The sequence below is a fragment of the Clostridium estertheticum subsp. estertheticum genome (assembly GCF_001877035.1).
Lineage (GTDB): Bacteria > Bacillota > Clostridia > Clostridiales > Clostridiaceae > Clostridium_AD > Clostridium_AD estertheticum.
Map to the genome: position 1 here is coordinate 4,348,949 of NZ_CP015756.1, position 14,048 is coordinate 4,362,996.

Genomic DNA, 14,048 nt, shown 5'->3' on the forward strand with positions numbered 1-14,048 from the left:
ATATATATTATTTACCAAATATTTTCGCAGAAATCATAGACTTTGCAATAGGCTCATTATTCTTATTGTACATATTTATTTCTACCTTAGAAAAACTCCTACCTTTATCAACAATTTTTGCATATATATCTATATCACTACCCATTTGCACAGGTTTCATAAAGTACGACATAATACTATCCACGGAAATATTAATATTATTATTTTGCCTTAATGACATTATCCCCATAGTTGATAGGAGCATATTTAGTGAACTCCAAGAGGCCGTTCCAAAAGGATCTAACATCTGAGGAATGATTTGGCCATTAAAATGTAAGCTATTATCCTCGTGTACACATGTAAAATTCATTAAAATAAGATCTTCTAAAGTTTCAGCTACTTGTGGTTGCCTTAGTGCAAACTCCATTGCTTTTATAACATGCTCTATAGTTAAAACCCCTACAAGCTTCTTCTTATCAACTACAGGACAAATTTTAATTCCATCCCAACCCATAATATGGGCAGCATAAGCGATAGTTGTTTTAGGTGTTACACATACAGGATTCTTATTCATAATTTTATTAATTAGTTCATCATCATCGTTGCATCCTTGTAAATCTCTTAATGTAACTATCCCAACAATTTTCATATTCTCATCTAGTACTGGGTATCTCTCATGGTTAGTTTCTAGCATTAGTTGCCTCCAGGTAGCAACAGTGTCCGTACCCATAAGACAAGTAGTATTAATATCCATCACATCTTCAACTAAAATAATTTCCTTTTTAATCATAGTTTCATAAAGAGCCTTGTTTATCATACTAGCTACTGTAAAGCTATCATAGGTTGACGATAATACAGGAATTCCTTTTTCATCCGCAAGTATCTTTACCTTTTCGCTACAATCAAAACCTCCAGTAATCAATACTGCAGCATCATTTTCAAGGGCAAGCAGTTGTGCTTCTTCCCTATTTCCAACAATAAGAAGGTATCCTGGCTTTAGATATCTAATTATTGATTCAACAGCCATTGCACCTATAATAAATTTGTTTAAGCTTTTATTTATGCCTTCTTTACCACCCAGAATAGTAGCATCAAGGATTCTTATAACTTCAGCATATGTAAGACTATCAATATTTTTTTTATATACCTTCTCAACCCTTACTGTCCCCACCCTAGGAACGGTATTAACAATACCCATATTTTCTGCTTCTTTTATCGCTCTATAAGATGTACCATCACTAATGCCGAGTTCAGAACTGATACCTCTTACAGATATCTTAGTTCCAATTTGCAGGGCAAGGATATGATTAACTATCTCCTCATGTTTTGACATTCTCTCCTTACCTTCCTTCTTTCCTTAATTCTTCAGCAATTTTTTCTATTCTTCTTAATCTATGGTTAATACCAGATTTTCCTACTGGTGGTTCAAGTATTGCTCCAAGTTCTTTTAACGATTCATCAGGATACTCAAGCCTTAGCTCAGCGATCTCTCTCAAATTCTTAGGCAATCTCTTAAACCCTATTTCTTTTTGTATTAATTTTATACTTTCTACTTGTCTTACTGATGCATTTACTGTTTTACTAAGATTAGCCGTTTCACAGTTCACAAGTCTGTTTACATTATTTCTCATTTCTTTCATTATCCTTACATTTTCTAAGAATAGTAATGAATTGTGTGCTCCAATTATGTTAAGAAGATCAACAATTTGTTCACCCTCTTTAATATAAATAACAAAACTGCTTTTTCTTTGTATTATTTTTGAAAACAATCCATAGCTATTAATAAGTGTGCTTAATTCCTGTGCATAATCACTATCATGAGTCACAAACTCTACATGATAATTTTTTTCAGGGTTACTAATACTTCCACCACCTAAAAAAGCCCCTCTTATATATTTGCGTTTGCATTCCTCAGCATCAATTAACCTACTTGGTATAGTATAATCTATTGAAAAAAAGTTTTCATCCTCAAGGACCGCCACTTGCTTTAATAAGTCTTTAACACCCATTTCTTCCGTAATTATAACAACATATACATTTTTTTTCTTTAGGGAGTTACTTCTCTTAACTAATAATCTAGCGTGAATACCAAAATGCTCCTTTAACAATTTAAAGATAAGTCTTGCTATTGCAGGATTTTCAGTTGTTATTTGGAAATTTATTTGTTTGTTTGATCCAAGCCCAATAGTCCCACTAACCTTCATTATAGCCGCCATTTCAGCCATGGCCTCTTTCTTACTCATATCTGTAAATCTACAAATTTCATTCTTAACCTTAGACGAAAATGACATTATTCTACTCCTTATTGCATTTATTTTCTAAAATAACATAAAATTAATTATTTTTTTTGTTTTCTTTAAGCCTCTGTGATAAATAGAAGTACTCACCTATTTTCTTTTTATCGTTAAATAGCTTTTTCTCCATAATTGTTTCTACTAAAATGGTTGCAAGCTTTTCTGTATCATGTCTTATATGCCCTTTTCCTATTTTTACAAAATCACTCCTTATTATCCCTATGCCTTGCTTTTTAATTTCCTCTTCATTTATAATAACCATATTAGAATTATCATTACGATATCTTAGTTCTAGCTCACTACTTATTTTCCCTGTATTTACTAAAACATAATCAACAACTTTTCCTTTAGCATGCCGATTTATAGCCTTTATATGATCATTAACAGTATAATTATCACTCTCACCTGGTTGTGTCATTATATTTGACACATAAATCCTTATAGACTTTGTCTTATACAATGCATTTCTTATTTCCTTTACTAATATATTAGGGATAATACTAGTATAAAGGCTTCCAGGTCCTAGGATTACTGCATCTGCTTCATTTATAGCAACTAATGCTTCCTTAAGTGCCCTAGCATCTGTAGGTTCTATAAAGACTTCATCAATAGGGCTCTTATTGTCTATTACACCTTTAGGAATATTTGATTCACCATCAATTATATTTCCATTTTTAAGTTTTGCCTTTAATGTCATATTGTCTAAAGTAACCGGTATAACCCGACCCGTTACAGCTAGTACTGAACTCATTTTTTGTACAGCTTCTTCAAAATTATTTGAGATTCCATCCATCGCTGCTAAAAATAAATTACCGAAGCTTTGGTCCTTTAGTCTTCCGTCTTTAAATCTATACTGCAATAATTCGTCCATTAGTGGTTCCGTATCTGCTAACGCCAAAATGCAATTTCTAATATCCCCCGGTGGAAGTATTCCTAAATCTTCCCTTAAAACACCTGATCCCCCACCATCATCCGCTACTGTAACTATTGCTGTTATATTATTAGTATATTTTTTTAGCCCCCTAAGCATAGTAGATAAACCGGTGCCTCCTCCAATTACTACAATCTTAGGTCCCTTTATAAGTACTCTCTTTTCATATATTAAATCTTCAAATTTTTTCGAACTTATAGCTACATCAATACTGCCTGTATTAACTAATATAATAAAAAATTTTATAATTTGTATTATAGCAACATATATTATCAAAGCTCCAAGCACTATAATCAGCGCTGATAAAACTATCTTTGGCAGAGAGTGATATTCTTTATTTATTAGTTCAAAAATCCCAAATACTAAAATAGAAACACCTACAATACCTAGAAGAATCCACCTTTTTATATTAATTCCAGGCTTCAGCAAATTCCTTAGCATCATAGCTTACCATCACCTCTATTTACATCTTCATTTATGTCCCTATGATCTATATTAACATCATATCCATTACGCCCAAGTATTTCATAAATTCTATTTGCTATAGCAACTGACCTATGTCTTCCCCCTGTACACCCTATAGAAACTATAAGTTGTCTTTTTCCTTCTTTTTTATAATTTGGGATAAGAAACTGTAGCATATCTTGAAGTTTTTCTACAAATACTTTAGTCCCTTCAAATTCTAATACATAATCGCGAACCGGTTGGTCATTACCTGAATACTTCTTAAGCTCTGGAATATAAAAAGGATTCGGCAAAAATCTCACATCAAATACCAAATCTGAATCCACAGGTATTCCATATTTAAATCCAAAAGAAAGCACAGTTATAACAAGCTTAGTTTCTATCTGACCTTCCTCACCATAGATATTATTTATTTCTTCTGTAAGTTCTCTTGCTGAAAGCTTAGATGTATTAATTATATGGTCAGCACGCTCACGTACATCTCTAAGTTTGCGTCTCTCAGTTTCAATTCCATTTACAACCCTTCCTTCTGGCGCTAGAGGATGTTTTCGCCTTGACTCTTTATATCTTTTAATAAGCACTTTATCTGAGGCCTCTAGAAATAATATTTCATACTCATACCCTTCATCTTTTAGGTATGTTAAACTTTCAAATAAATCATCAAAAAACTTTCCACCACGAATATCTATAACTAAAGCAATTCTGTCAATACTACCATTAGATTTATAACATGCCTCAGCAAATTTAGGAATTAAAGTAGGTGGCAAATTATCCACACAAAAAAAACCTAAATCCTCAAGATTTCTTACCGTTTGTGTTTTTCCAGCTCCCGATAACCCCGTCAATATAACAAATCTCATCAAAAAAAACCCCCTCTACAAAAATCAAGAATTTCTATTATACCAAATATTTTATTATTGCTACTAATATTTTAATATTATCAATTATTCACTTTAAATGTTTGTCTACTTAGTTGTACTAATACAGTTTCATTTTTAATTATAACACAAATAATCATAATTATAGATATGTAAGTATAAAAAAAAAACGCACAAAGATTTATCCTATTGTGCGTTTTAAAATCCAATTTATTTTATAATTTTTTTAAAATATTTATAAAAAGCTCACTGATTTACCGAAATTTCAGAAGATTCTTTGTCCTCTCCCCAAATCTTTACCTCAGTATCAAGCTTTACACCAAATTTTTTTTGAACTTCATCCTGTACAAGCTTGATTAAATCCAAAATATCTGTTGCACTTGCGCTCTTTTTATTGATAATAAACCCAGAATGTTTAACAGACACCTCTGCATCACCAACATGAGTTCCTTTCAGATTTGAATCTTGTATAAGTACACTTGCATAATGCCCTTCAGGTCTTTTAAACGTACTGCCTGCCGATGCATATTCCAAAGGTTGTTTATCACTTCTTTTTTTTGCAAGATCATCCATTCTAGCTTTTATAACTTCCTTGTCACCGGCCTGCAGTTTAAGAGTAACACTTATAACTGTATATCCATATTTAAGAACAGCACTACTTCTGTAAGACAATTCCATATCGTCTTTGTCTATTGTTAATAATTCTCCATTACCGTCTATTGCGAGTATACTATCTAGAACCATAGACATTTCGCCGTTATATGCTCCTGCATTCATAGCTGCTGCACCACCAATGCTACCTGGAATTCCGTTAGCAAACTCAATACCTTTAAGCCCTTTGTCTAACGCCGCCATTGTAACATCATATAAACTAGATCCACTTTGAGCTGTTATTTTATTTCCTTCAACCTCAATTTTATTAAGGTTACATAGTTTTATAACAACACCGCGAATTCCTCCATCCTTAACTAGTAAATTAGATCCATTTCCTATTAAATAATATTTAATTTTATATTTTTTACAAATTTTTATTAAAGCTTGAACTTCTAAAACATCACTTGGTGTCACTAAAATATCGGCTGGTCCACCCACTCTAAAAGAAGTATGGTTTTCCATTGGTTCATCAACCTTTATATTAGAATTGTCTGTTACTTTATTTATTTGTTTAAATAATTCCGCATATAATTTCATATTCTACTCCTTGAAAATATTAATATATTTATATACTTGCATAACATAAATAATATTATTTATTATACAAGATATAGTTCTTTTAGTTTACCCTTTTTACTACAATATTTCAACAGTTTAAATTTATGATGTATATAAATATTCCTAATAAGGTTATTTATTATTCTTAAAATATAATATAACGCACTCTGCAGACTTGCTATCCATAGACGGTGTATCCATTAGCTCTTTTTCGTCAGCACCTTTTATATTATCTATACTGCCAAACTTTTTTAATAGCTCTCTTCTTCTCTTTTCACCTATGTTGGGTATGTTATCCAATATAGAATATAATGTTCTTTTATCCCTAAGCGTCCTGTGATAAGTAATTGCAAATCTATGGACTTCATCTTGCACTCTAGTAATTAGGTGCATACTTTGGGAATTACTTTTCATAAATAGCTCTATATTATTATATATCAAACCTCTAGTTTTGTGCCTATCATCCTTAACCATTCCGCATACCGGTATATCAATATTAAGATTATTTAAAACCTCAAGGGCCACATTAACCTGACCTTTTCCACCATCCATAAGAATTAAATCCGGAAACACACAAAACTTGCCCTTACTAAGTTCTAAATTTCTCTCTTTTATTCTCTCCACTTCATCCAGTCCTCGACGAAACCTCCGTTCTAAGATTTCCCTCATACTATCATAATCATTTGCTCCTATTACTGACTTTATCTTAAACCTTCTATAATCACTGTTTTTAGGCTTTCCTCCTTCAAAAACCACCATGCTCCCTACAGAATCTACACCCATTATATTTGATATATCATATGATTCAATTCTATCAGGTATTTCATCAAGTTTTAATAATTCTGTAATCTCCCTCATTGCGATTTTATGGATTTCCTTATCTTGCATATCCTTTAATTTAAAATTTTCGAGAGTTATCTTTGCATTATTTGCAACCATTTCTAAAGTTTTTTTCTTTTCACCCTTTTGAGGAATCTTAATAGTTACCTTTGAATCTTTTTTAGCGCTAAGCCATTGTTCTAAGATTTCTACCTCACTTATAAAAGGTACATATATTGTTTTAGGGATAAATGCTGTCCCGCCATAAAACCTCTTTATAAATTCTTCTATAAGTTCATTTTCTACATTCTCTGCTTCATCATTTAAAATAAAGTGTTCTCTACCTACTATCTTACCATCGCGAAGAAAAAACACCTGAATACAAACATCTTTTTCATCAACATACACATTAATGAAATCTTCATTCTCACAATTTCCTATTATAATCTTTTGTTTCTCATTTATTTTTTCTATAGCCATAATCTTATCCCGAAGCATTGCTGCTTTTTCAAATTCCAAAACTTCCGATGCAGTTTCCATTTTGTTTCTTAAATCTTCCTTTATACTTTTATCTCTTCCCGTAAGTAGATCCAAAGCGCCTTTTATAATTTTACCATAATCTTCTTTACTGATATACCCTGTACATGGTGCTTTACATAACCCTATATGATAGTTTAAACATGGTCTATCATATAGGACACCTTCTTTAATATTTCTTCTGCATGTTCTAAGAGGAAATATTTGTTTTATAAGTTCAATGGTACTATATACAGCCGCGGAATCTGTATATGGTCCAAAATATTTTCCTCCATCATTTGCAATATTTCTAGTTACAAATACCCTTGGGAACTCTTCATTTATAGTTATCTTTATAAATGGATAATGCTTATCATCTTTAAGCAAAATATTATATCTTGGGCTATATTTCTTAATAAGATTGCACTCAAGTATCAACGCCTCCATCTCAGAATCAGCCACTATATATTCAAATTCAGCTATATTTTTCACCATAGCCATAACTTTTACAGAATGATTTTTTGATGATTTAAAATACTGTCTTACTCTATTTTTTAAGATTTTAGCCTTTCCAACGTATATTATTTCACCAAGATTATTTTTCATAAGATATACTCCTGGTGCATCTGGAAGAGTCTTTAGCTGATAATCAAAGTCAAACATAATACAACCCCCTCCCCTTTAAGATTATAATTATTTTCATTTAAACATATATATTCAAAATTATACCAATACGTTTAAATTTCCCGGGCAATTTATTACAAGTTACTACATATATTATTTTTTCTATGCCAGCATTCATTTTATACGTCATTATCTCTAATTATACTACTAAATAAATCATGTTATATAAAATATAAAGTCAAATATTATTGTAATATTTGACTTTATATTTTCACTATTATGCTCATGCTTTCGCATGTTTTTTAGAATTAACAAAGTTAGAATTTTATTGCAAATAATTTCTAACAAGTTCTCTAGTTATCTCAGCAGCTTTAGCGCCACCTTGTCCGCCTTCCTCTACAATTACTGATATAGCAATTTGAGGATCATCATAAGGTGCAAATCCAGTAAACCAAGCATGCGGAGCTTCTTGTTTACTTGGGTCATCATGATCTGCAGTACCCGTCTTGCCACTAACTACAATGCCCGAAAGAGCTGCACTAGTGCCTGTTCCTTGAGACACTACCTCCTTCATTAAACCCTTCATAACATCAGAATTATTTTTTGTCATCACTTGTCCAAGCTGCTTTGGCTGTAATTTCTCTATAGATTTACCCTTGCTACTTAATATTTCTTTAACAAGCATCGGTTCCATCATTGTACCACCATTAGCAACTGCACTCACAACTAATGCCATTTGCATAGGCGTAACTAAAACCCCGGCCTGACCTATAGCACTCTGTGCAATATTACCTTTTTCATTATTTTTATAATCTGGAAATACACTATTTTCTACAGTTAAACCTATAGTTGGAATATTCTTATTAAAATAAAATTTTTCTGAGGTATCTTTTAATGCCTTATTTCCTAAATCAAGACCTAACGATCCAAAAAATACATTGCTAGAATGCATATAGGCAGATTTAAAATCTATATTTCCAAAAGATTCACCATTATAATCTTCCAATAGTTTTGTTCCATTAACAATTAAACTACCATTATCATTTAAGCTGCTATTGTAAACATTGGCTATATTTTCTAAAGCACTTGCTGCCGTAACAGTCTTAAATGTAGATCCTGGTGGATATAGTCCAGATACTGCTCTATTAAGAAGAGGCATTTCCTTATTTGCAACTATGCTCTTCCAATCTTTCTCTAAATTATTAGGATCATAAGAGGGTTTAGAAACCATAGCTAAAATTTCTCCAGTTTTAGGGTTCATTGCTACTATGGAACCTCGATGATCACCTAAAAGTTCATAAGCCTTTTTTTGAAGTTTGGAGTCAAGCGTAGTTCTTAAACCATTACCAACTTTTTGCTCAGTGTCTCTATTAAAAAAGACAAATTTTGAAAGCGTTGTATCGTTATTGCCCATAAGTTGTGCATCATATTTTTTTTCAAGGCCACTAAGTCCATAAACAGGATCCATATATCCTATAGCATGTGCAAAAACTGCACCTTGCAAATAATTCTGTTTTTGAGATGTTTCACTTGTCTTCGTACTTTTTGTTAAAGCCGTCATATCCTTGTCATAAATTGTTCCCCTTAATACCTTATTTCTCTCTGCCCAAAGCCTTCGATTAAAGGTGCTAGCTACAGCTTTCTGGCTATTAAACATATATACATAAGTAATATATGTAATCAAAGCAATAAAGAGTATTAAAAATACCAACAGGACTTTTTTTATATTACTTACAAAATCATTCATAACTTTGACCGTCCTCCGAAATTTTTTGAAGTATACCCAGCGAGAAGAAAGTTATTAACATAGAACTCCCTCCAGCACTAACTAATGGTAGCGTTATACCCGTTAATGGAATAGCTCCAACTACTCCTCCTACTATAACTAATACTTGAGCGGCTAGCATTGTACTATATCCCACCGCGAGTAACCTCGTAAAGTTATCCTTGCTATAAATAGGTACCCTCATACACCTATAAAACAATAAAAAATATAAAATAATAATAGCAAATCCAGTAACAACTCCCATTTCCTCACAAATAGCAGCAAAGATAAAATCTGTAGTAACTACGGGAACCATTCCAGGGTGTCCAAGGCCAAGCCCCGTTCCGAAAAGACCACCCGAGGCTATAGAAATTAAAGATTGTACTATCTGTAGTCCTTGATCGGTAGCATATTTCCAGGGGTTTCCCCAAATCATAACCCTCAATCGAACATGTCCAAACATTTTATAACTTATAAATCCACCTATCATAAATAGTACTAAACATATTAAAATATATTTAAAATTCGAAGTAGCAATATATAACATAGTTATTGATATAGCAAAAAATAGAAGAGCTGAACCCAAGTCCTTTTGAACTACCATAAGTCCAAGTGATATCATAACTACTATTCCAGGTTCAATTAAAGCCTTAAATTTAGAAATTTCTGAATTACCATCGGTTTTTATTCCGTAATACTGCAGCGACGATGCTAAATACGCCACCAAAGACAATTTACCAAATTCTGTTGGCTGAAAAGTGAACCCAGCTATTTTCACCCAATTTTTAGCCCCATAAGTTTTAGCTCCCATTATACTTCCCAAAGACATAAGAATAAGAGTACATATCATATAAGCATATTTGTACTTTCCAAACTTACTTAAACTTGGGAAAAGAACTACCACCAGAATAAATATAGCAATTCCAACTGCATAAAAAATAAGTTGTTTAATTGCAACGGGCGAGTCCAGCCTATATAACATTCCTATACCTATAACCGCCAATACATTTGAAAAAAGTAGAATATACTTATCTCCATCCGGGAAAAATCTTCTTATAACGAAATGTGAGGCTGCAAAAACAAAGCATATTATCCCACCCATTATTAAAGCATTTTTGTCGAACTCATTTTTTCCAATAAGATACATATTCAAAAATAAAACTATACATAAAAGATAGGTATACCGTAGCAGCTTTCTCTCTTGTTTTATACTATCCATAATATCACCCCGCTTGCACTCATAATTTACCCTATAACCTTAAAGGTTGAAGTTCCTATTTTAATTATGTCACCTTTTTTTATATACACTGTATCCTTAACCGCTTTGTTGTTCATTATAGTACCATTAGTACTTCTCAAATCCTGCAAAATATAATTTGTATTTTTCATGTATATTTTTGCATGCTGAGAAGACACATATTTGTCTCCCAGAATTAAAAGATTATCTGCCTTTCTCCCTATTGAAAGTTGATCATTTAAAGGTATAACTGCACCCACCCTTAAATTAAGATTATCTCCTCTTTCAATTACCTCAAGACCCATAGTTTTCTTTATAACTGGTTTCTTTTTTGCACCACCTTTTATGTCCTTATACATTATTCTCAATGCAAATATTATTATAATGTAAATAATCGCTATAATAGCATATTTCATAATCTTGCTTATCTCAGCCATAATGCACTTTCTCCTCTTTAAAAAATAATCAAAGACTAGCATTCACTTTATGCTAGCCTTATATAAATTATAACATTTTTTTTAGATAATGTCCTGTATATGAATTTACATTTAAAGATATTTCTTTTGGTGTACCAGTGCACAAAATATTGCCACCCTTGTCTCCGCCCTCTGGTCCTAGGTCTATAACATGGTCTGAACACTTTATAACATCTAAATTATGCTCAATTACAACTACTGTATTCCCTGAATCTACTAGTCTTTGAAGTATTATAATAAGTTTACTAACATCATCAATATGAAGTCCTGTAGTTGGCTCATCCAAAATGTAAAACGTTTTTCCAGTACTTCTCTTAGATAATTCTGAAGCAAGTTTAATTCTCTGAGCCTCACCACCTGATAGTTGCGTCGAAGGTTGCCCTAGTCTTATATAACCAAGACCAACATCCATTAGTGTTTTAAGTTTACTGTAAATTCTCGGAATATTCTCAAAAAACTTTACAGATTCTTCAACAGTCATATTCAAAACATCATCAATATTTTTCCCTTTATACTTAACCTCTAAAGTTTCTCTATTATATCTTTTACCTGTGCAAACTTCACAAGGAACATAAACATCAGATAAAAATTGCATTTCTATTTTGATTATCCCATCACCGTGGCAGGCTTCACATCTTCCACCCTTCACATTAAAACTAAATCTTCCTGGTTTATACCCCCTGATTTTCGACTCAGAACTCATGGAGAAAACATCACGAATTACATCAAAAACGCCAGTATATGTAGCTGGATTTGACCTTGGAGTACGCCCTATAGGACCTTGATCAATATTTATAATTTTATCTATATTCTCTGCTCCTATTATATCTTTATGAAGTCCAGGATTCTTTTTAGAGTGATTCAATTTTTTATTAAGACCTTTAAATAGAATTTCATTTACTAAAGTGCTCTTTCCAGAACCTGAAACACCAGTAACAGAAGTAAACACACCTAATGGAAAATCTACACTAACATTCTTTAGATTATTTTGTCTTGCATTAAGTATTTTTATAGAATTCCCATTAGATTTTCTGGTTTTGCTTGGAACCTCAATCTTCTTATTACCACTTAGATATTGACCTGTAATTGATCTTTCACAATTTTTCACATCTTCAATTGTTCCGGCAGCAACAATTTCTCCACCATGTTCTCCAGCTTCTGGCCCAACATCTACAATGAAATCTGCTGCCTTCATAGTATCTTCATCATGCTCTACAACAATTACCGTATTTCCTATATCTCTTAAATGTTTTAATGTCTTTATAAGCTTATCATTATCCCTTTGATGAAGACCAATACTAGGCTCATCTAAGATGTATAAAACCCCCATTAAACTAGACCCTATCTGAGTCGCAAGTCTTATTCTCTGAGCTTCACCACCAGATAATGTAGCTGCTGATCTTGCTAAATTTAGATAATCAAGGCCTACGTCCTTTAGAAAATTAAGTCTATCATTTATTTCTTTAAATATTTGATTAGATATAATTTTATTTTTCTCTGATAATTTTATATCATTTAAAAATATAACTTCATCTACAATAGACAATTGACAAAATTCACTTATATTCTTACCACCAACTGTTACAGCAAGTACCTCTGGGCTTAACCTTGCACCCTTACACTTAGGACATGTATTATCACCCATATATTGTTCTACATCTCTTTTTATATAGTCAGAAGATGTCTCAAAATATCTTCTTCTCAAGTTGTTTATAATACCCTCATATGCATGATTAAAAGTACCCGATCTATACTCCTTAACATAATTAACCTTAACTTTTTCTCCATTTGTTCCATACAATAGTATTTTAAGAATTTCTGGCTCATAATCCTCTATTGGTGTATCTAGACTAAATTTGTACTTTTCACTTAGAGCTCTTAGCACTGAAAAAGTCCAGGAATCCTCCTTAAGACTACCTTCCCCAAAAGACATAACAGCTCCACCTTTAATACTCTTACTTTTATCCGGTATTATAAGGTCCTCATCAATTTCCATAAGTGTACCAAGTCCATCACAATTGTCGCACTTACCATAAGGAGCGTTAAAAGAAAACATCCTAGGGGCCAATTCTCCAAGGCTAATACCACAATCTATACAAGCAAAATGCTCACTAAAGAGTATATCATCACCATCAACAACACTAGCAATGGCAGTACCCTCTGCTAGTTTTAATGCACTCTCTAAGGATTCAGTAAGTCTACTACGCACTTCATCTTTTACTGAAATTCTATCTATTACTATCTCTATATTATGTTTTTTAGTTTTCGCAAGTTTTATATCCTCTTCCATAAGCTCTACAGTAGTGCCATCTATTCTAGCGCGAACAAAACCATTTTTTTTAATATTCTCTATAATTTTGATATGTTCGCCCTTTTTCCCCCTTATGATTGGAGCTAAAATCGAAATTTTAGTTTTTAGTGGCATGTCCATTATCCTATCCACCATTTGATCCACGGTCTGCTGGGTAATTTCCTTGCCACATTTAGGACAATGAGGTGTTCCCACTTTAGCATAAAGCAGTCTCAAATAGTCATAAATTTCAGTTACAGTACCCACTGTAGAACGTGGATTCCTATTAGTAGTTTTCTGATCTATAGAAATAGCAGGTGATAACCCCTCTATATATTCAACATCTGGTTTATCCATATTGCCTAGAAACTGCCTTGCATAAGCCGACAATGACTCTACATACCTTCTTTGTCCCTCTGCATATAATGTATCGAAAGCAAGCGACGACTTACCAGATCCTGAAAGTCCAGTAAACACTATTAATTTATCTCTTGGTATCTCCAAATCAACATTCTTTAAATTATGAACCTTAGCGCCCTTTATAAATATCTTATCTCTCATG

The 14,048-nt window shown here is 32.4% G+C and carries 10 protein-coding genes; all 10 read right to left on the reverse strand.

Going from position 1 to position 14,048, the window contains the following annotated elements; translation table 11 throughout:
* Positions 1-7 precede the first annotated feature (7 nt).
* Positions 8-1,312 carry a DRTGG domain-containing protein gene (locus tag A7L45_RS20220; RefSeq protein WP_071614451.1) on the reverse strand — a complete coding sequence of 435 codons (1,305 nt, stop codon included), beginning with the start codon at positions 1,310-1,312 and terminating at the stop codon, positions 8-10.
* Positions 1,313-1,319: 7 nt separating this feature from the next.
* Positions 1,320-2,270, reverse strand: a complete 951-nt coding sequence (gene whiA, locus A7L45_RS20225; RefSeq protein ID WP_071614452.1) for a DNA-binding protein WhiA — start codon at positions 2,268-2,270, stop codon at positions 1,320-1,322.
* Between the two features lie 43 nt (positions 2,271-2,313).
* A complete protein-coding gene (locus A7L45_RS20230) occupies positions 2,314-3,648 on the reverse strand; it encodes a gluconeogenesis factor YvcK family protein (protein ID WP_071614453.1) in 1,335 nt (444 codons plus the stop codon).
* On the reverse strand, positions 3,645-4,529 hold the full coding sequence (gene rapZ, locus A7L45_RS20235; RefSeq protein ID WP_071614454.1) for an RNase adapter RapZ: 885 nt from the start codon (positions 4,527-4,529) through the stop codon (positions 3,645-3,647). Before rapZ ends, A7L45_RS20230 begins: the two co-directional genes overlap by 4 nt.
* Before the next feature lie 264 nt (positions 4,530-4,793).
* On the reverse strand, positions 4,794-5,738 hold the full coding sequence (gene murB, locus A7L45_RS20240) for a UDP-N-acetylmuramate dehydrogenase (protein ID WP_071614455.1): 945 nt from the start codon (positions 5,736-5,738) through the stop codon (positions 4,794-4,796).
* Positions 5,739-5,891: 153 nt separating this feature from the next.
* Positions 5,892-7,757 carry an excinuclease ABC subunit UvrC gene (gene uvrC, locus A7L45_RS20245; protein WP_071614456.1) on the reverse strand — a complete coding sequence of 622 codons (1,866 nt, stop codon included), beginning with the start codon at positions 7,755-7,757 and terminating at the stop codon, positions 5,892-5,894.
* Positions 7,758-8,043: 286 nt separating this feature from the next.
* Positions 8,044-9,465, reverse strand: coding sequence for a peptidoglycan D,D-transpeptidase FtsI family protein (locus tag A7L45_RS20250; protein ID WP_071614457.1), 1,422 nt, complete (start codon positions 9,463-9,465; stop codon positions 8,044-8,046).
* Positions 9,458-10,702, reverse strand: a complete 1,245-nt coding sequence (locus A7L45_RS20255) for an FtsW/RodA/SpoVE family cell cycle protein (protein WP_071614458.1) — start codon at positions 10,700-10,702, stop codon at positions 9,458-9,460. The genes A7L45_RS20250 and A7L45_RS20255 overlap by 8 nt, the downstream gene beginning before the upstream one ends.
* 26 nt (positions 10,703-10,728) lie before the next feature.
* Positions 10,729-11,157, reverse strand: a complete 429-nt coding sequence (locus A7L45_RS20260; protein ID WP_071614459.1) for an FHA domain-containing protein — start codon at positions 11,155-11,157, stop codon at positions 10,729-10,731.
* Between the two features lie 67 nt (positions 11,158-11,224).
* Positions 11,225-14,047, reverse strand: coding sequence for an excinuclease ABC subunit UvrA (gene uvrA / locus A7L45_RS20265; RefSeq protein WP_071614460.1), 2,823 nt, complete (start codon positions 14,045-14,047; stop codon positions 11,225-11,227).
* Position 14,048 lies beyond the last annotated feature (1 nt).